Source organism: Nocardia sp. NPDC004168 (assembly GCF_040610355.1).
Taxonomy (GTDB): Bacteria; Actinomycetota; Actinomycetes; order Mycobacteriales; family Mycobacteriaceae; genus Nocardia; species Nocardia sichangensis.
In genome coordinates this window covers 247,699-267,651 of record NZ_JBEXME010000007.1, presented here as the reverse complement: position 1 = coordinate 267,651, position 19,953 = coordinate 247,699, and the positions used below count along the sequence as shown (strand labels likewise).

Here is a 19,953-nt window from a genome sequence, read left to right as displayed (position 1 = left end):
ATGACCGGTGAACTGGACTCGGTGCCTGCCGCGGTGGCGGCCATCGCGAACGGCGGCATGGTCCTCGTCGTGGACGACGAGGACCGCGAGAACGAAGGCGATCTGGTGCTCGCCGCGGAGCAGGCGACCGCGGCGAACATCGGGTTCCTGGTGCGGCACACCAGCGGCGTGCTGTGCGTGCCCATGACGGGCAGCGACCTGGACCGGCTGGAGCTGCCGCCGATGACGGCGATCAACCAGGACCCGAAGGGCACCGCGTACACGGTCTCGGTCGACGCGGCGGCGGGCATCACCACCGGCATATCGGCCGCCGACCGCGCGCACACCATGCGCTTGCTCGCCGATCCCGACGCCACACCCCAGGATTTCACTCGCCCCGGGCACGTGTTCCCCCTGCGAGCGCACCCGCGTGGCGTGCTCGGTCGGCAAGGACACACCGAGGCGGCGGTCGACCTGGTGCGGATGGCGGGCTTGCGCCCCGCCGCGGTCATCGCCGAGGTGGTGCGCGACGACGGCTCGATGGCCCGGCTCCCCGACCTGCTGACCATGGCCAGGGTGCACGGAATCCCGATCATTTCCATCGCCGACCTGATCGACCATCGCCGCAGGCTGGAGCCGGGCGTCGTGCGCGTCGTCGAGACCAGGCTGCCCACCCGCTTCGGCGAGTTCCGGCTCATCGGCTACCGGGACACGACCGACCACGCCGAACACCTCGCGTTGGTGTTCGGCGCGCCGGGCGAGCGCGACGTACTGACCCGGGTGCATTCGGAATGCCTCACCGGCGACGCGTTCGGCTCGCTGCGCTGCGACTGCGGCGAGCAGCTCGACGCCGCCATGCGGGCAGTGGCCGCCGCGGGCCGCGGGGTCGTGGTGTACCTGCGCGGACAAGAGGGGCGCGGTGTCGGACTGCTGAACAAGCTGCGCGCCTACGCGCTCCAGGACGAGGGCGCCGACACGGTCGACGCGAATCTGCGACTCGGGCTGCCCGTCGACGCCCGTCACTACGGCGCCGCGGCGCGGATCCTGGCCGACCTGGGAGTGCGGTCGGTCCACTTGCTCAGCAACAATCCGGCCAAGCAGGCGGGATTGACCGAATACGGCATCGCCGTCGAACGACGGATTCCGCTGCAGACCAGTCCGACCGAGCACAACGTGCGGTACCTGCGCGCCAAGCGCGACCGTATGCGCCATCAGCTCAGCGACGTCGACGCCGCTGCCGCCGCTCGGTGAGCGGCGCCGGTTCGATCCCTCCGCGGTCACCGGAACGCCGCCGATCCTGCGCGTGCCGGGCCCGCGGGCACGTTCATCGGAGTTGAATTTGTCCAGAACGCTCTTCCGCGCCCCGCGCGGTACCTAGGGTTGACACCCATGGCGCGGCGTCCCATCGGCAACCTCCCTGCCGAGGTCACCAGCTTCGTCGGGCGCCGGGAGGAACTCGCCGCCGCGAAGCGGCTGCTGCCCACGACACGCGTGCTGACCCTGCTCGGTCCGGGCGGCGTCGGCAAGACCCGGCTGTCCCGCCAAGTCGGCGTCGCGGTCGCACGCGCGTTCCCGGACGGGGTGTGGCTGGTCGAGCTGGCCGACGTCCAGGACCCGGATCTGGTCACGGTGACCGTCGCGGAGGCCCTCGCGTTGCGCGATGACACGGCGGCGCCGCTGCGGCGGCTCACCGACTTCCTCGCGGCCAAGCGGCTGCTGCTGATCTTGGACAACTGCGAGCACCTGATCGACGCCTGCGCGCGGCTGGTGGGCAGGATCGTGGCCACCACCTCGGAGGTCCGCGTGCTGGCGACCAGCCGGGAGGTGCTGGGCGTGCAGGGCGAACAGGTCATGCCCGTCGCGCCCTTGCCGCTACCGGACGCGGGGACCACCGACAGCGATGCGATGCGACTGCTCGCCGAGCGGGCCGGCGCCGCCAACCCCGGCTTCGCGGCCACCCCCGCGAATCGCGATGCGCTGGCCGCGATCTGCCGCCGGCTGGACGGCATTCCGCTCGCGTTGGAGCTGGCCGCGTTGCGGTTCCGCGTGTTCACTCCGGAACAGATCCTCACCCGGCTCGACGACACCATGGGCCTGCTCAGCGCGGGACCGCGACTCGCGCCGGAACGACAGCAGACCATCGAGGGCGCGATCCGCTGGAGCTACGACCTGTGCATCCCGGCCGAACAGCGCTTGTGGGAGCAGCTGTCGGTGTTCTCCGGCGGCTTCGACATCGACGCCGCCGAAGCCGTGTGCCTGCCCGCACCGAACGGGCGCACGGTGATCGACGCGCTGACCGGCCTGGTCGACAAGTCGGTGCTGAGTCTGCGCTACGACGGCGACGTCGGGCGGTACTCGATGCTGGAGCCGATCCGGCAGTTCGCCCGCGACCGGCTGGCCGAGCGGGGCGAGGAGCCCGAGGTGCGCGGCCGCCACCGCGATCATTACCGGCGGCTGGCACTGCGCGGCCGCACCGCGTATTGGAGTTCCGATGACGTCGCCTGGTTCCGCGAACTGAACCGCGAGCACGCGAATCTGCGCGCGGCGCTACAGTTCGGCCTGACCGACGCACCCGAGTCGGCGCTCGAGATGGCGGCGGTGCTGCGGCCGTTCTGGGAGCACAATCGCTTCCTCACCGAGGGCTACCGCTGGCTGACCGACGCGCTGGCGAGGTCGAGCGAACCGACCGAGCTGCGCGCACGCGGGCTGTCCGCGGCGGCCTCGCTCGCGGCGTTGCTGTCCGATCGCGGGTCGGCGCGCCAGTTGGTGGACGAATGCGTTGCCCTGGCGCGCCGGGTCAATGCCCCCGACATCCTCGCGGAGGCGATGCTCGATTCGGCGCTGCTCGCCTTCAACGACGGCGACACCGCCCGCGCGCTCGAATTGGCCGAGACCGCCACGCATCTGGCAGCCGAATGCGGCCATCACGCGATGGAGATGGACAGCCTCGCGTTCGCGTTCGTGTGCGCGCTGGTGCTCGCCGACGAACGCTCGACCGCCTTCGCCGAGCGGCTGCTGAAGGTCACCACAGAGCGCGGACCGTATCTGCTCGGCGGGCTGGCGCAGTGGTCGATGGGGCTGGATCATTGGCGGCGCGGCGATCAGCGTGCCGCGACCGGATATCTCGCCCGCTCCGTCGAGATGTTCAGCCTGTTCGACCGATGCGTCTGGCTCGCCTCCGGATTCGAAGGGCTGGCGTGGTCGGCGGTCGCGCGCGCCGACTTCGAGCGAGCCGCCCGTCTGCTCGGCGCCGCGGAGATCCTGGCGCGCAGCACGGTACGCCTCGCCCACGCCATCACCGGCGTACTCGGTGACAGGATGCGTGGTCGCGTGCGAGAAGAACTGGGCGAGCGGAAGTTCGAGGAGATCTTCGACAGCGGCGCGACGCTGTCGCTGAGCGAGGCGATCGATTACGCGCTGGGACGCGCACCCGCCACGGCGCGACCGCCGCAGGCCGCTCCGGTCGAGGCACAGGCGGCGGACGTCCTCACACGCCGGGAGAAGGACGTCGCCCGGCTGGTGGCGGCGGGGCACAGCAACAAACGCATCGCCGCCGAGCTGGTGATCTCGGTGCGCACCGCCGAGACCCACGTCGAGCACATTCTCACCAAGCTCGGTTTCACCTCCCGAACCCAGATCGCGGGGTGGGTCCGCGATCACGAGGTGTGATCGACGCGGGCGGCGGGCGGTCAGAGACCGGCGGTGAGGAAATCGACGACCGCGCGCTCGAACGCCGACTTGCGTTCGATCTGCACCCAATGACCACACCGGGCGAAGACGCGCAGATCCGCGTTCGGGATCTGCCGTGCCGGGAACAACGCCGCCTCCACCGGTGTCACCCGGTCGTCACGCCCCCACAGGATCTGCGTCTCGGCGCGCAGGCCGCGCAGCCGGACCCACAGCGGAACCGGTTCGGCGAGAGCGGGATCGGCGAAGGTCGCGTACGCGTCGCGCAGCGCGGCGATAGCGGCGGGATCGGAGGCGGCGGCCGACCGGGTCTCGATCAACTCCTCGGTGAGGGTCGCCGGATCCGACACCATGGCACGCAGCCAGGGCAGCAGCCGTTCCCGGGTGGGAGCGGCGCTGAACTCCAGCAAGCGCGTGATGCCTTCGGACGGCTCGGGCCCCAGCACGTTCACCCCGACGCCGCCGGGCGCCATCAGCACCAGCCGATCGACCCGGTCGGGATGTTCCAGCGCCAGTAGCGTCGCGACCGCGCCACCCATCGAATTGCCGAGCAGGTGTACCCGTTCCAGGTGGAGGTCATCGAGCAGGCCCAGCACCGCGTCGGCGGAGATGCGCAGGTAGTTGCGTTCGTACACCGGCGGGCGGCCACTGGCGCCGAAGCCAGGCTGATCCACGATCAGACAACGGAAACGCTCGGCCAGCACCGGCAGGTTGGCGCCGAAGTTGGCCCATCCCGAGACGCCCGGTCCGGAGCCGTGCAACAGCACCAGCGGCGCGCCCGACCCCGCTTCGTGGTAGCGCAGTTCCAGCCCGCCCGTCGTGATCCGGCGCGTGGTGTTCTCCGCGGTGAGCGTCATCAGATCATCCGATCCGTGACCGGCAGGCCGAACGCGTCCCGGCCGTACAGGACCAGTGCGCGCTCCACGTCGTTGATCACGTGCACGCTCCCGGCGTGCGCGTCGCGCCAGTGCCGTTCGATCGGATTGGGTTTGCGGATCGCATGACCGCCGGAGTTGTCGAACAGCAGGTCGATGGCCTCGATGGCGCGTTCGGTGCCGCGCACCTGGTCGCGGCGGCTGCGGACCCGCAGTTCGAGAGGGATCTCCTCCCCCGCCTCGGCGTAGCGCAGCTGTTCGCCGATGTTGCGCTCCATCTGCAGGACGGCGGCGTCGATCTCGGAGGCGGCGCGAGCGACGCGGACGTGCGCGAACGGATCCTCGGCGGCCTTCTGCCCGCCGTAGGAAATCCGCACCCGCTCGCGCATGCGCTCGATGTGCGCTTCGTACGCGCCTTGGGCGGCGCCGATGATGGGTGCGGTGATGGTGTTGGAGAATACCGCGCCGAACGAAATCCGGTACAGCGCAGCGGTATTGACCTCCTGCCCGGGTCCGCGCAGCTCGGCCTGCTCACTCGCGCTGTAGGTCCGGTGGGCGGGTACGAACGCCTTCTCGATGACGATGTCGTTGCTGCCGGTGCCGGACAGCCCCGACACGTGCCAGACGTCCTCGATGCGGTAATCGGCACGCGGCACCAGAACGGTCAGATACTCCGCTCCGCCTTCGTCGTTCGGCACGACCGCGCCCAGGAAGGCCCAGCGGGCGTGATCGCACCCGGAGGAGAAGCTCCACCGACCACTGATCTCGAAGCCGCCCTCGACCGGTGTCAGCTTGCCGGTCGGCGCGTACGACGACGAGACCAGTGTGTCCGGATCGGCACTCCAGACGTCCTCCTGTGCCCGCAGCGGAAACAACGCCAGTTGCCACGGGTGCGCGCCCAGCACCGAGGACACCCAGGCCGTGGACGGGCAGGCGGTCGCGATGGCGCGGATCACCTCGTAGAACGCGACCGGTGAGGATTCGTCGCCGCCGAAACGGGACGGCTGCAGCATGCGGAACACCCCGGCCTCGGTCAGCTCCCGGATGCTCTGGTCGGGCACTCTGCGCTGCAGTTCGGCGTCGGCGGCTCGCTCCCGGATCGCGGGCAGCAGATCCCGTACCCGATCGAGCACCTTGTTGGTCATATGCGGTAGTCCTCCTGGTAGTGCCGTCTTTCGACGCTAGGCCGGTGCGGCGCCGTCCGGTCCGATCCATCCCGATGACCGGAACCCGCCGTCCGGATCAGCTGGTGCGGGCCGCGGCGGTACCTGCGCGGCGGCCGAAGAAGGTGCCGTCGCCGAGCGAAGTGCCGCTGATGTAGCCCTCGCCGTGCAGGTTGCTCGCGGCACGGCCCGCGGCGAACAGACCGGGGATCGGGGCGCCGTCGATATCGAGTACGGCGCCGTCGAGCGAGGTGTGCAGACCACCGAGGGTGAACACGGACGCACCGGTCCCACGGCGATCACCGGATTCCGACGGTGGCCGCACCCCCGCCCGCACGTCGATCGCGGCGAGCGGCGGCGTGAGGGGCCGCACCCAGCGCGGCGCTTTCCCGAACTCGGGATCCACCCCGCCCGAGGCGAAGTCGTTGTACCGGCGGACGGTATCGGCCAGCGCGGCCGCCGGTACGCCCATCAGGTCGGCGAGTTCCTCGGCGGTCTCCGCCACATGGGTCGGCTGCACACCCCACCGCTGTGGTTCCGGCACTTCCTCGAAGGCTCGTTCATCCAGCACGACCCAGGTCCGCATGCCGTGCCGGAACAGCGCCGCCTGGCCGATCCGGCCGGGATAGGTGTCCTCGTTGACGAACCGCTGCCCGTGCCCGTTGACCACCATGCCGCGCGCGGCGAGGCCGGGAACGAGCGAGATGCCGACCTGGCCCGTGGACATGTGCCGCACGGCCGCGCCGAGCGCCTGCGCCATCCGGATCCCGCTTCCGTCGTCGGTGCCCGCGCTGACCTTGGTGTGCCCCAGCAATTTCGGTGCGTGGGCGGCGAGCATGGCGTCGTTGTCCACGAATCCGCCGGTGGTCAGCACGACGCCGCGACGTGCCCGGATGGTCAGCTCCGTGCCGTACCGCCGGGCCACCACACCGACGACGGTGCCGTCGGCCGCCAGGATCAGGCAGGTCGCCCTGGTATCGAAAAGCGCTGTCGCGCCGGCGGATCGCGCGGCCTCGGCCAGACAGTCCATGAGCAGCTTGCCGCCGAAGTCGGCGGCGGCCGGGCGATGCCCGCGGGGCGCGGGACCGGCGAGGTCGGAGAACGGCTTGCTGTTCTCTCCCAGCCACATCAGCCCGTCATCCGTCGGCGGTACCCACGTCGGCGCGTCCCACAGTGTGGGCTTGAACGGCACGCCGCGGTCGGCGAGCCAGTGGAAGTGCGCGACGCTGTCCTCGCTGTAGCGAGCGATCTTGGCCGAATCCGCCCCCGGACCGAGCGCGGCGGACAGGAACGCGGCCATCGCTCCCGGGTCGTCGTCGAATCCGCAGGCCCGCTGGATCGGTGTGCCGCCGCCGAGATAGATCTCACCGCCCGAGAGGGCGGATGCGCCGCCGGGACCGCTCATCCGATCCAGCACCAGCACCTGCGCGCCGCTCACCGCCGCCTCGAACGCCGCCGCCGCTCCGGCGCATCCGTAACCGACCACCAGCACATCGGTCTCGAGGTCGTAGGCGCGCACGTCGGCGGCCTCCCGAGGCGCGACCGAATACCGATCACTCATGGGGTCGACCTTCCCGCGCCGGTCGCGATGGCGGGCCGCCCGTCTTGGTGAGCGACCCGCCGGTCCCGTTCATCGGGACTGTGGTCGGCCGCAGGCTCGCCGTATGGCGATGGTGTGTGAACGGCGTCACGTCTGTATGGGCGCCAGCGAGGAGGAAGATTTCATGCGGGTCCTGGTCACCGGAGTTTCCGATCCGACCGGTCGCGCGGTGGCGCGCATGCTGCTGGCCGCGGGCCACGACGTGGTCGGGCTGGACCGCGCGCGGCACCGGTACGTCGACCCTCGGGTCGAGGTGATCACCGGTGACCCCGCCGAGCCCGCGTTGTGCGCACGGGCTGTCGCCGACTGCGCGTCGGTAGTGCATCTGGGCGGTTCGCTCGCCGCCATCGCGACGGCGGCCCGAGCGGCCGGGGCGCGAATCGTCGTTCCGGTGATCGCGGGGCCGGAATCGATCGCCGAGGACGTCGTGCGGTCCAGCGGGGCGGCGGCGTTGATCGTGCGCACCGCGCCGGTCGCGGGCAGGCGCGTCGATGGCGCGAGTTGGCGAATCCTGCGCGGGCTGCTCGGTTCCCGCCGAGCGGGCGGATTCCAGGTGCTGCACACCGACGACTTCGAACGTTTCCTGGTGCTGGCCGCGCAATCCGAGCGCACCGGCCTGGTCGAACTGGCCGCGCCCGGGGTGGTCTCGAGTGCGGACGCGCATCGCATCCGCCAGGCGGCCCGAACACGGCAGTCGCGGCGGACGTCCGGCACGCCACCGCAGGTGGATCCGAGGGTGGCCCGCGACGAATGGGGATTCCGGTGCGGCTGGACCGCGTCCGAAGTGGCGGCCGACATCGTCCGCGGACTGACCGGTCGCAGACTCGACGGCGACGAGTTCGTCGCCGGGCCCGGCGCCATCCCGCTGCCCGGCTACCTGATACCCACCCGCGCGGCCACCTCGGACGGACACGCGCTGGTGTCGGTCGCGCCGGAAGGTCTCGAGGGCGAGTTCGACGATCGTGTCGACCCGGCCTATCCGGTGCACACCGCGACCAATACATCCGAGGCGCTGCCCGGACCGCTCACCCCGCTGACGGTGGATCTCCAAGCGGGCGCTATCCGGCTGGCCAATGCCGCGATGGGCACCATGATCGCGCTGGACGGCATCGCGCTGGAGCACTGGACCAGCCGGGTCACCACGGTGCTCGGGCACCACATCTACATCAACGCCTCCATCGGCGTGCTGGCCGCGGAGAACATGCCGGGCTGGGACGAGCAGAGCATCCGCCGCGACGTCTACGGCAACATCCCGCCCGAGATCTCGCTGACCCCGCACGGCAAGCCACCCACACCGACGGGATTCGCCAGTACCCGCGCCACCTGGCGCGCGGCGGGCCGGGTGCTGCGCACCGCGCTGCGCTACCGCGAGACCACCGACGGCATCAATGCCGCCGCGCATCAGGAATCCCTTGGCGCCGCGGCGATTCGCGAGCTCACCGATGAACAACTGCACGCCCGCGCCCTGCTGTGGCGGGATCGGCTGAATCAGTCCTGGGCGGCGGCGTCCATCGGGGTGATGATGACCGGCGCGGCCACCGCCATCCACTCCCGCGGCAAGGAAGCGGCGACCGTGCCCATCGATCTGGAGCGGTTGGAGTCGGCCAGGACCATGCTCGCGGTGGAACGGCTCGCCGCCTTGTGCCGGGCCGACACCGCGTTGCACGACGCGGCGCACGCGGGCGACGTCACCGCGGCGCGGACGATCTCCCCGGCGTTCGCCGCCGCGCTGGAGGAAGAGCTGCGGCGGATCGGACATCGCGGACCGGGCGAGTGCGAGCTGCTCAACCCGACCTTCGGCGACCGGCCGGAGCTGCTGGTGACCGCCGCCGCACGCGCCGCTCGGATGCCCGCGCCCAAGCGGGAACCGGTCGACCCGGCGCCGAGCCGCACCGCACGGATGGCGGCAGGAGCGACGATGGCGCGCGAACGCGTCCGCGACGCCGTGGTCCGGTACACCCACTGCCTGCGCCTCGCCGTGCGGGAGCGGGCGGAACGGCTGATTCGGCAGGGGCTGCTACAGCAGGCCGAGGACGCCTGCTTTCTCACGCTCGACGAAATCCTCTGGGCGCCAGCCGATCTGACCGAACGGGTGGCACGCCGCCGAGCCGAGCTGAGCCGGTTGCGCGGCGTCCGCATGCCGGATGTGATCGCAGGTGACTGGGAGCCGCTGCCGAACGCGGACGCGTTGACGCCCGGAGACGGCCTGACCGGCATCGGGGTATGCCCCGGCGTCGTGGAAGGCACGGTGAAACGCGTCCTGTCCCTGGACGACGACATCGAGCCGGGCGACATCCTGGTGGCATCGGTCACCGACACCGGGCACACCGCGATGTTCGCCTACGCCGCCGCGGTGGTCACCGACATCGGCGGCTCCGCCTCGCACGCGGCCATCGTGGCCCGGGAATTCGGCATCCCCTGCGTCGTGGACACCAAGACCGCCAGCACCCGGCTGGCCGATGGGCAACGGGTGCGGGTCGACGGGGCGGCCGGCACGGTCACCCTGCTCGCCGACGCCTGAGCCGTGGCCGGGGTCGCACACTCCGGCCCACTTGCCGGCTCGGCGTCGCCGGGCCGCGACTCTATGGAAGGAATGAGCCAGTGACGATTTCGCGTGTTGTTCGCGGGGCGGTGACCGGTGTCGCCGCCGCATTGATCGCCGTGTTCCCGTCCACCACCACCGCAGTGGCGGGGCCCGGACTGGTGCACACTGTGCACGACCGCTCCATGCAGTTGTCGTCGGCGCCGAATGCGCGGGACATCGGTGACTATCCCACCCAGGGCAACGGCAAACTCCGTACCGGCGTGGTGTTCCGCACCGACGCCCTGGACAAACTCACCGCCGCCGACCAGCAGAAGCTGGTCACGTCGGGCATCACCGCGGTGATCGATTTCCGCAGCCCGAACGAGTCCGGGGCCAACCCCGACAAGCTTCCGGCGTCGATTCCCGCGCTCGCGCGTCCGGTGTACGACCCTGGCAACGACTTCTACCTGATGGTGGGCAAGGCGGTGCAGGGCGGTCCCGCCGTGCAGCAGCAGATGTTCGGCGACGGCAAGGCCGCGGGCATCATGCGCGACTACTACCGCTGGCTGGTCACCGACGCCGCGGCTCGCGCGCAGTTCGGGGCCGCCATCCGGGACATCGTGAACGCGAACGGACCGGTGTTGTTCCATTGCACCGCGGGCAAGGACCGCACCGGTTGGATGACCGCGATCTTGATGACGGCGCTCGGTGTGCCGAAAGGCCAGGTGTACAAGGACTATCTGGAATCGAACGACAACCTGGCCGCGAGCAACAAGACGACGATGGACGGGCTGGTGGCCAAGGGGCTGGTCACCGATCCGGCGCTGTTCGATCCGATCCTCGGCGTGCGCGCCGAATACCTCGACGCTGCTTTCGACCAGGCCGCCGCGTCCTTCGGATCGTTCGACCGGTTCGTCACCGACGGACTCGGCGTCGATGGTGCCACGCTGGAAGCGCTGAAAGCCGAACTGTTGCCGCGGTAGTCGACGACCGGAGCGGGTCGGGTGGATCGTGATCCACCCGACCCGCTCAGTCGTTTCGGGACCCACCGGACGACCGCGCCGCTGAGCGGATGCGGGTCACGAATTCGCGCTCGAGGATCGGGCCGCCGTCAGCACGCAGAGGTGTCCGCCGGACCCATAATCACCCTCCGGTGGCATGCGGCATCAACCGACCGCCCGACGGGGTGTGCGACTTGCGGCACAGCGGACTTAATTCTGAATGGCGATGTTTCCAGCGCGGTGGGTGGCGACACTGAAACCACGCCGGTCGGGGAATCGCTACGGCGCCGGCGTCCAGTCGAGTGAGGAGTCGATCAGTGACACAGCAGGAGTGGCGCGGGACGGTCGTGAAGAAGTCGCGTGGGTTGCTGGACGGCGCGAATCTGTATCGGCGCTTGCACGTCCGGTTGCAGGATGGCAGCACGATGAAGATCCGCGTGGACCGGACGTTGTGGAAGGTGCTGGAGGTCGGCGACTCGGTGATCAAGCGGGCCGGAGCCGCCCCGGTCAAGGACTGACCTGCCGGAGCGGCTCGGTGAGCGCGCCGGACCGGGCCGCGATGTCCTATTCCGGCGCGATCAGCACGGCACGCAGTCGTGCCAGCTCCCCTGTGGTGAGCCCGCCGGCCAGCAACCACTCGGCCGCACCGCCGTGGTCCGCGGACAGTTTCGCGAGAAAACGCCGCATCACTTCGGCCTCGACGCCGAGAATGCCGGTGCTGACCGGGGGCAGCCCCGCGTAGGACGGAAGCGCGTCGAGCCGGTCACGGACCCGGTGCATGCGTTCGCCGGTCAGGGCGTAATCGGCCGCGATCGCCTCCGGCGGCACGCCCACCGCGTCCAGGAGCACCGCTGCGAGCACTCCGGTGCGATCCTTGCCCGCGGCGCAGTGGAACAGCACCGAGTGGTGGCCTGCGTCGATGACGAGCCGGACCGCCGCGACGATGGACTCGGCGCTGCCCGCCAGCAGCTTGTCGTACAAGTCGACCAGATCCACCCGGCTCGAGTCGGGGACCAGATCTCGTGCGCCGAGCGAGGATTGCGGCGATTTCCGCACCGGGAGGCAGACCCGCCGGACGTCGGCGGTGGCCAGCAGGCCGTAGCCCTCGCGCTCCACCTCGTCGGGCAGCCGGAGATCGATCAGTGTGCGCAGACCGATCGGTCCGAGCAGCTTCGCCATGTCGGACTCGGTGAGATTCTGCGGCGTGCTGGAACGGTAGACGACGCCGAAACGGGTTGTGCCGCCGTTCTGCACGGGCAACCCGCCCAGGTCGCGGACGTTGTCGATCTGGGCGAACTCGACCCACCGGTCACCAGGCACGGTGGCTTCGCCCGTGCTGTCAGTGGGCACGGCCGGCCGCCGCCTCGTCGGCGCGGCTCAGGCCGCACAGTCCGATCAGGTCTTCGTGCAACTCGAACCACACGGTGTGGTAGCTGTCGAGCACCGGACGTGCGACCCAAGCGTGGTCACCATCGGCGATCCGCTCGACGGCGTGTGCGAAGCGGGCGCGGTACCGTGCCAGCCGGGGCGCGACGTCGCCGATCCGCCGCAGCAGCGGCTGCACGGCGCCGTGCAGGTCGGTCAGCCGGGTCAGCACCGCAGCGTCGTAGTCGGCGTCGGCATGATCGTTGACGGTGGCCGGATCCTTCATCTGCCAGGCGGTGACGACTTCTTTCAAAACGCCGTTGAAATCGCAGAATTCGGCGTAGACAGAGGCGATCGCGGCACGGTCGACGGTCCGTCGCTCCGCCGCCAGCAGGCCGTCCAGGTGCTGTCTGCCCTCGGGTGTGAGCCGCACTCCGATCGGTGTCGCGGCGCACCATCCCGCGGTTACCAGCTGTTCGCATCGAGCGGCGACCGTCTCGGCAGACGCAGCTACGCCCGCGGCCAGCGCGTCATGGGCGGCCCGGCCTTTGATCCCGATCAGCCGCAGCAAATCGAGGTCGGGAATATCCGTCACGGTCGCCGGGGATGCCACATCTACTTTCACCGAGACATCGGTCGCGCGCGCGTCGAGCCACGCCGCCAACCGGTCGGCGTCGGTGCCCGCCCACCCGGCCAATCGGCCGACGTCCGCGAGGGTGCTCGCATCGACGGGTTTGCCTTCGACCCGGCCCGGCCAGACGCTGCCCGCACCGCCGTCCACGGTCACCACCTGACCGGCGAGGGCCGCGACGACGCCGGGGCCGCAGCCGACCACGCAGGGCCTGCCGATCTCGCGGCCGACCAGTGCGGCATGCGAAGTGGCGCCGCCCAATTCGGTGACGATCGCGCGGGCGGCGATCATGCCGTGCAGGTCGTCGGGGCTGGTGGTCGGGCGGACGAGGATCACGTCCTCGCCCGTCTCCGCCCTACGCTCGGCCTCGTGCGGATCAGTGACGACGACACCCGAGGCCAGGCCCGGACACGCCGCTTCGCCGCGTGCGAGCGGTGTCCCGGTGTACTCCCCGGTCGCCGGGCGCAGCACGGTGCGCACCTGGTCGGCGGTGACCCGGTTCAGCGCCTCGTCGGTGCCGATGAGCCCTTCCTCGGCCATCGCGACCGCGGCACGCACCGCCGCCCGCGCCGAGCGCTTGGCCGACCGCGACTGCAACAGCCACAGGGTGCCGGACTCGACGGTGAATTCGATGTCCTGGATATCGCGACCGTCGCGTTCCAGCAGGTCGGCCGCCGCGATGAGTTCGGCGTGCACCTGCGGTGACAGCGTCGCCAGTTCGTCGAGCGGCCGGGGAGTGGTCCGGCCGGACACCACGTCCTCACCCTGTCCGCCGACCAGCCACTCGCCGAACGTCGCGCGCTCTCCGGTGTTCGGGTTGCGGCTGAACAGCACACCGGTACCGGACTTCTCGTCGAGATTGCCGAACACCATGGCTTGCACCGTCACCGCCGTGCCGAGGCTTGCGGACACGCCGCGATTGCGCCGATACGTCTGCGCCCGGGGCGAATCCCAGGACCGGAACACCGCACTGATGGCCGCCCGCAACTGCTCCCAGGGGTCCTCCGGCACCGCACCGGCGGGATCACCCAGCACCGTTTCGCGATACTGGGTACGGAACCGCTCCCGCGTATCGGCCGCGTAGCCCGGATTCCCGGTCTCCGCCGCCAGCGCTCGCTCGACCGCCTCGTTCATGCCGAGGTTGAGTACCGTGTCCATCATCCCCGGCATGCTCACCGCCGCGCCCGAGCGGACCGACACCAGCAGCGGGCGGGTGCCGGATCCGAAGATGCGGCCGGTGCCGCGCTCCACAGCGGCGATGCCCGCCCGAACACCGTGCCAGATGTCCTCGCCGATCTCCCCGCGCGCGGAGAAGTCGGCCCAGCCCTCGACGGTGATCACGAACGCGGGCGGCACCGAGAGGCCGAGCGCGCGCATGCGGTTGACGCTCCACGCCTTGCCGCCGATGCGTTCCCGGGACAGCGAACAGGCGCCGTCGAGTTCGACGACCGGCCCCGCGCCCGCTGCCTCGTCGTTTCGCTCCACTAGCTCTGCTCCGGCCGTCATGTCACTCCTTGGCAATCACTGAACGTTCCGCGCCTCAGCGCGATTCGGATCTCGTACACCGGGCCGTGCGCGGCGCGAACCGCGGCGCACACACCTGTCGCTCGTTTCGAGCCTGCCGTGCCACCGGTCACCTGCCGTACCCGTGGTCCCGCTGAGCAGGACCAGCGATCCCGCGTGAGCCGACCGGATGGCGGCATGCCGGTCGTCGCCGCCCTCGACCGCTCGACGTGCCATATGGCGACCGCGCCGGTACCGATGGGCGATACGCGGTACCTGCGAACTCCTGACCGGGAGAGAATTCCCGGTCAGCGGGATGTTCGGCGGCGATCGGTCCGCAGCGAACGACTGGTACGGCACGATCGCGGCATGGATCGACGGCGCGCGGCGACCGGTGAGCTCGCGACCATTCCGGCGGTACTGGCCGACCGGGCACGGCGGCACGGCGCGCGGATCGCGGTGGTGGCGCCGGAAGGTCAGCTCACCTACGCCGAACTCGCCGTCGCGGCGCGGCGGGTCACACGGGCGTTGCTGGCACGATCGGTGCGGCCCGGCGATCGGGTGGCGATCTGGGCGCCCAACACCGCGCGCTGGGTGACCGCCGCGCTCGGCGTGCTCGGTGCGGGCGCGACGCTCGTCCCGATCAGTACTCGGCTGCGCGGTCGCGAGGCGGCCGACATCCTCGCTCGCGGCCGGTGCCGCATGTTGCTCACCGTGGCCGGATTCCTCGGCACCGACTACCCGGGGATGCTGCGGGAGTCGGGGGGCGCGCTGCCGGAGTTGCATACCACCGTCGTGCTCGACGACACCGCCGCGGAACTCTCGTGGTCCCGATTTCTCGCACTCGGCGCCGAAGTTCCCGTCGCGGACGCCGACGCGCGGATCGCGTCCGTGGACCCGGAGTCGGTCTCCGACATCCTGTTCACCTCCGGCACCACGGGAGTGCCGAAAGGCGTGCCGTCCACCCACCGGCAGACGATCGAGGCGTTCAGCCGTTGGGCCGATGCGGTCACTCTCTCCGGCGACGACAGGTATCTGCTGGTGAACCCGTTCTCCCACACCTTCGGCTACAAGGCCGGGATCATCGCGTGCCTGTTACGCGGCGCCACCATGGTGCCGGTGGACCGATTCGATCCGCAGCGTGTGTTCAGCGCCATCGAGCGCGAGCGGATCACCGTGCTGACCGGCCCACCGACCCTCTTCCACGACCTGCTCACGCACCGACGCGCCGCCCACGATCTGAGTTCCCTGCGGCTGGCGGGCACGGGTGGTTCGAGCGTGCCGACCGAATTGGTGGAGCGGATCCGCTGTGAACTGGGTGCCGAGAACATCTTCACCGGGTACGGACTGACCGAGTCGACCGGCGTCGCCACGATCTGCGCACCCGATGCACCGGCACACCTCCTGGCGCACACCGTAGGAAAAGCGCTGCCCGGCACGCTGATTCGGGTTGTGGACGATTCCGGGCGACGGGTGCGGGCGGGTGAGCCCGGCGAGATCGTGATTTCCGGTCCCAACGTGATGCACGGTTACCTCGACGACCCCGCAGCGACAACAGCGGCCATCGGTTCCGGCGGCTGGTTGCACACCGGCGATATCGGCACCCTCGACACCGACGGCTACCTGCGCATCGCCGACCGCCGCGCGGACATGTTCATCGTGGGCGGGTTCAACGTCCACCCCGCCGAGATCGAGCGAATCCTCCTCGACCATCCCGAGATCGCGGAAGCCGCAGTAGTCGGTGTCCCCGACGCTCGTCTCGGCGAAGTCGGCCACGCCTTCGTCGTCCCCGACGGCCCCGTCGAAATCGACCCGACAGAGATCCTCGCCTGGGCCCGGACCCGTATCGCCGGTTACAAGGCCCCGCGTCGCATCGAGGTCGTAGCGGCACTACCTCGAAACGCTGCAGGCAAGGTCCTCAAACGGGTCCTGCGTTCGCAGGGTGCCCAGCCCTGAGCATTCCCGGCCTCTACCCCGGTAATCGCCTCCCAGGCCGCCGGCGAACCTATAGGTGACCCCAATCCACCGTTGCACCATCCCCCACGCGGCAGGATAGCTATATGGGTCAGGAGACCGCTGCATCGCCTCTTGGAGCGCCACCGTCTCGAGCCCGCTCCATTGCCATCCCCTCAGCATGGGCCGTCCTTCTTGTCGAAGCGCCGGAAACGAGCAAGGCGGTCCTACCCGCCCAGGTCGCGAAGGACCCGGTTCGGTAGGACCACCTTGTGCAGTGGGTGATCAGCGAGAACGTGTCCGGCTGCTCACACGCACCTGCCGCCCACAGGATCTGCGCGCCGCGTGTCAGGCGACCTCGTTCTTCATCTGCGCGGTGAGGATCTTCTGGTATCCGGATCCGAAAAGCCTTGGCAACCAATCGATGACGTGGGCGTCCGCGCCGATCAAGATCTTCGCCTTGTTCTTGCGGATACCGTTCACGATGACCCGCGCGGCGTGCTCCGGGGTGGTCTTGGCCAGGCGGTCGAAGTTGGCGGCCAGCGCGTCGCGATCGCGATCGCCGCCCGCCCGCGCCTTCCAGGCGATCTCGGTCTTGATCATGCCCGGATGCACGCTGCTGACGCCCACCGCGTGCCCGACGATGTTCATCTCCTGCCGCAGCGCGTCGGTGAAGGCGCGAATGGCGAATTTCGTCGCACTGTAGGCGCCCTGGCTTGGGCAGGCGGCCAGGCCGAACATGCTCGACACGTTCGCGATATGGCCGTCACCGGAGGCGATGACATGAGGCAGGAACGCCTTCGTGCCGTAGGCGACGCCCCAGAAGTTGATGCCGACGATCCATTCGAAGTCGGCCCAGCCGAGTTCTTCCACGTTCGCGGTCAGCGAGACTCCGGCGTTGTTGACCACCAGATTGATCCCGCCGAAGTCCTCGGCCACCTCGTCGGCGTGGCGGTACACCGCCGCCCGGTCGGTCACGTCCAGCTTGTACGCGCGCGCTTGCGCACCTTCCTTGCTACACAGCGCCGCGGTCTCGGCGACGTTCTCCACGTTGCGGCCCGACAGCGCCAGCCGTGCACCGCGGCGGGCGAGTTCGACCGCCAACGCCCGGCCGATGCCCGCGCCCGCGCCGGTGATCACCGCGGTCCTGCCCTCGAAATTCTTCACGGTCGATTTCCTTGTCTCGCTCGGCGGTCGGCCCGCCGGTTTGCTCTGCCGGTGGTCCTCACAGGCACGTGTAGCCGCCGTCCGCCACGAATTCCGAGCCGGTGCTGAAGCTCGACTCGTCACTGATCAGGAACAGCACCAGGTTCGCCAGTTCCTCGGGACGGCCGGCCCTGCGGATCGGCTGATTGCCCGACATGCCCTGCGAGCGTGCCGATTCCGCGGTCATCTCGGTGACCACGACACCGGGGTGCACCGAGTTGACGCGAATGTCGTCGGCGGCGAACTCCTGGGCGGCGGTCTTGGTCATGCCGCGCACGGCCCATTTGGACGCGGTGTAGCCGAGGATGTTGGAGAAGGCGATGATGCCGCCGATCGAGGAGATATTGACGATGGAGCCGCCTCCGGCCCGGCGCATCGACCCCAGCACCGCCTTCATGCCGAGGAAGACCCCGACCTGGTTGACGTCGATCACCTTGCGGAAATCGGCTTCCGACAGCTTCTCGATCGGATCGACATGAACGATCCCCGCGTTGTTGACCAGGCCCGAGACCGGCCCGAAGACCTTCTCGGTGTAGGTGACCACGTCGTTCCAGGCCGACTCGTCGGTGACGTCGAGCGGGAGGAAGGTCGCCGCGTCGCCCAACTCGGCGGCCAGAGCCACGCCATCGTCCACCAGGACGTCGCTGATCACCACGCTGGCGCCCTCGGCGACCAGCCGCCGCGCGAAGGCCGCACCCATTCCCCGTGCGCCGCCGGTGACGATCACGTTCTTACCCTCGACGCGTCCCATCAACGCGCTCCTTCCGATGTCTGCGCCCGACGTTCGGTCGTTCCCGGCTGGTTCCCTGCGATATGACCGGCCGCGATGTAGCCGAACACCATCGCGGGACCGATGGTCGCGCCCGCGCCGGCGTAGTCGTTGCCCATCACCGAGGCCGAGTTGTTCCCCGCCGCGTACAGGCCGGGTATCGGCTGCTCGTCGCTGTCGAGGACGCGCGCGTGCTCGTCGGTGACCAGACCTCCCTTGGTGCCCAGATCTCCCGGCACCATCTCGACGGCGTAGAAGGGCCCCTGCTCGAGCGGCGCCAGACACGGGTTCGGGCGCACGGTCGGATCGCCGTAGTAGCGGTCGTACGCGGAATCGCCACGGCGGAAGTCCTCGTCGCGACCTGCACGGGCGAAACCGTTGAAGCGCTCCACCGTCGCGGTGAGCGCCGCGGGCGGCACGCCGATCTTCGCCGCGAGCTCGGCCAAAGTGTCTGCCTGCTGGATGATCCCGGCATCCAGGTACTTCCGCGGAAGCGGACGCTTCGGGAAGTTGCCCAGGAACAGGTACCGGTCCCGGAACCGCTGGTCCATGATGAAGTACGCCGGGATGTGCCCGACGCCCGCCGCTTCCTGCTCGTACATCTTGTGCACGACGTTGACGTAGGGGGCCGATTCGTTGACGAACCGCTCGCCCGCGTGGTTCACCATGATGCCGCCGGGCTGGGAGCGCTCGGCGAGGCAGAAGAACGGCGGCCCGTCGGGATTGCGCACGGACGGTCCCCACCAGGCGTCGTCCATGAGATCGACCGCGCCGCCGGCCTTCTGGCCCGCGACGATGCCCTCACCGACGTTCTCGGTGGCGCCCACCGTCCATTCGGTGGACTGGGGGCCGCTCATGTACTGCCGACGCATCTCCAGGTTGTGCTCGAAGCCGCCCGCCGCCAGCACCACGCCGCGGCGCGCCTTGATCACCACCGGCGTCCCGTCGCGTTCGGCGCGTACGCCGACCACCGCGTTGCCCTCGGTGATCAGTTCGGTCAGCGGCGTGTTCAGCCACACCGGCACCCCGGCGTCGCGCAGCGACAGCCACAGCCGGGCCGCGAGGGCCTTGCCCAGGCTCAGCGGCAGCCGTCCGCGCAGCTTGTTCCCCACCGCTTGGATACCGACCTTGATCGCGGTGCGCTTCCCGGCCCAGGTGCGGGCGATCATGTTCAGATCGTGGAAGTCGCTGACGGTGAAGGCGATGCCCTTGGGACCGGACATGGTCGGCTGGTTGATCTTGTGCAGGTCGCCGCCGAGCAGCCGTCCGTCCAGCGGGGCCGGCTCGATGCTGCGTCCCTGGGCGAGACCACCGGGGAACTCGGGGTGGTAGTCGGAATAGCCACGGTCGTAGACGAATTCCCAATACTTGCTGCGAGCGCCGAGGTAGCGCATCATCTCCGGTCCGCGCTCGAGAAACGCCCGCTGCCTGGCCTCCGGTACCCGATCGCCCACCACGGCCGCGAGATAGGTGCGGGCAAGTTCCGGGCTGTCGGGCACGCCTTCGCGCTGGAGTACCGGGTTGTTCGGGATCCAGATGCCGCCGCCGGACCGTGCCGTGGAGCCGCCGAACGCTCGGCCTTTCTCGATCAGCGTCACCGAAAGTCCACGGTAGGCGGCCGTGAGGGCGGCGGTCATGCCCGCGGCGCCGGAACCGACGACCACCACGTCGAATTCGAATTCCTGAGTCATCGCGTC

At 69.9% G+C, this 19,953-nt stretch carries 14 protein-coding genes; 6 read left to right on the top strand and 8 right to left on the bottom strand.

All coding sequences use genetic code 11. The features are described from left to right. Both ABZW96_RS16715 and ABZW96_RS16710 read left to right on the top strand, forming a co-directional pair. The gene (locus ABZW96_RS16715) at positions 1-1,230 is read left to right on the top strand and encodes a bifunctional 3,4-dihydroxy-2-butanone-4-phosphate synthase/GTP cyclohydrolase II (RefSeq protein WP_355075448.1); all 1,230 of its coding nucleotides are present in this window, start codon (positions 1-3) and stop codon (positions 1,228-1,230) included. Between the two features lie 138 nt (positions 1,231-1,368). Further along, entirely contained in the window at positions 1,369-3,648 is a 2,280-nt protein-coding gene (locus ABZW96_RS16710) for a LuxR C-terminal-related transcriptional regulator (RefSeq protein ID WP_355075446.1), read from the top strand. 20 nt (positions 3,649-3,668) lie between these two features. Here ABZW96_RS16710 and ABZW96_RS16705 read toward each other — a convergent pair whose 3' ends face one another. The 3 genes from ABZW96_RS16705 to ABZW96_RS16695 form a co-directional block, all read right to left on the bottom strand. Next, entirely contained in the window at positions 3,669-4,523 is an 855-nt protein-coding gene (locus tag ABZW96_RS16705; RefSeq protein ID WP_355075444.1) for an alpha/beta fold hydrolase, read from the bottom strand. Next, a complete protein-coding gene (hsaA, locus tag ABZW96_RS16700; RefSeq protein WP_355075442.1) occupies positions 4,523-5,686 on the bottom strand; it encodes a 3-hydroxy-9,10-secoandrosta-1,3,5(10)-triene-9,17-dione monooxygenase oxygenase subunit in 1,164 nt (387 codons plus the stop codon). Before hsaA ends, ABZW96_RS16705 begins: the two co-directional genes overlap by 1 nt. 97 nt (positions 5,687-5,783) lie before the next feature. Further along, positions 5,784-7,265: an FAD-dependent oxidoreductase gene (locus ABZW96_RS16695; protein WP_355075440.1), complete on the bottom strand. Its 1,482-nt coding sequence runs from the start codon at positions 7,263-7,265 to the stop codon at positions 5,784-5,786. A gap of 163 nt (positions 7,266-7,428) precedes the next feature. Here ABZW96_RS16695 and ABZW96_RS16690 point away from each other — a divergent pair, with 163 nt between their 5' ends. The 3 genes from ABZW96_RS16690 to ABZW96_RS16680 all read left to right on the top strand — a co-directional run bounded on the left by ABZW96_RS16690 (position 7,429) and on the right by ABZW96_RS16680 (position 11,347). Continuing rightward, positions 7,429-9,825 (top strand): PEP-utilizing enzyme, encoded by a 2,397-nt coding sequence (locus ABZW96_RS16690; protein WP_355075439.1) that lies wholly within the window; start codon positions 7,429-7,431, stop codon positions 9,823-9,825. Positions 9,826-9,905: 80 nt separating this feature from the next. After that, entirely contained in the window at positions 9,906-10,811 is a 906-nt protein-coding gene (locus tag ABZW96_RS16685; RefSeq protein ID WP_355075437.1) for a tyrosine-protein phosphatase, read from the top strand. A 335-nt stretch (positions 10,812-11,146) separates the two neighbouring features. Next, complete coding sequence (locus ABZW96_RS16680) at positions 11,147-11,347, top strand: hypothetical protein (RefSeq protein ID WP_355075435.1); 201 nt, start codon at positions 11,147-11,149, stop codon at positions 11,345-11,347. A gap of 46 nt (positions 11,348-11,393) precedes the next feature. Here ABZW96_RS16680 and ABZW96_RS16675 read toward each other — a convergent pair whose 3' ends face one another. Together ABZW96_RS16675 and ABZW96_RS16670 are read right to left on the bottom strand one after the other, a co-directional pair. Continuing rightward, positions 11,394-12,179, bottom strand: coding sequence for a tyrosine-protein phosphatase (locus ABZW96_RS16675; RefSeq protein WP_355075433.1), 786 nt, complete (start codon positions 12,177-12,179; stop codon positions 11,394-11,396). Further along, complete coding sequence (locus tag ABZW96_RS16670) at positions 12,169-14,331, bottom strand: pyruvate, phosphate dikinase (RefSeq protein ID WP_355075431.1); 2,163 nt, start codon at positions 14,329-14,331, stop codon at positions 12,169-12,171. The genes ABZW96_RS16675 and ABZW96_RS16670 overlap by 11 nt, the downstream gene beginning before the upstream one ends. A gap of 366 nt (positions 14,332-14,697) precedes the next feature. Here ABZW96_RS16670 and ABZW96_RS16665 point away from each other — a divergent pair, with 366 nt between their 5' ends. After that, positions 14,698-16,284, top strand: a complete 1,587-nt coding sequence (locus tag ABZW96_RS16665; protein ID WP_355075429.1) for a FadD3 family acyl-CoA ligase — start codon at positions 14,698-14,700, stop codon at positions 16,282-16,284. A gap of 345 nt (positions 16,285-16,629) precedes the next feature. On the opposite strand, the gene ABZW96_RS16660 is transcribed toward ABZW96_RS16665, so the two are convergent. The 3 genes from ABZW96_RS16660 to kstD are packed head-to-tail and all read right to left on the bottom strand — an operon-like array spanning position 16,630 to position 19,947. Beyond that, the gene (locus ABZW96_RS16660; RefSeq protein ID WP_355075427.1) at positions 16,630-17,448 is read right to left on the bottom strand and encodes an SDR family NAD(P)-dependent oxidoreductase; all 819 of its coding nucleotides are present in this window, start codon (positions 17,446-17,448) and stop codon (positions 16,630-16,632) included. Positions 17,449-17,506: 58 nt separating this feature from the next. Then, entirely contained in the window at positions 17,507-18,238 is a 732-nt protein-coding gene (locus tag ABZW96_RS16655; protein WP_355075426.1) for a glucose 1-dehydrogenase, read from the bottom strand. Further along, complete coding sequence (kstD, locus tag ABZW96_RS16650) at positions 18,238-19,947, bottom strand: 3-oxosteroid 1-dehydrogenase (RefSeq protein ID WP_355075425.1); 1,710 nt, start codon at positions 19,945-19,947, stop codon at positions 18,238-18,240. The genes ABZW96_RS16655 and kstD overlap by 1 nt, the downstream gene beginning before the upstream one ends. Positions 19,948-19,953 lie beyond the last annotated feature (6 nt).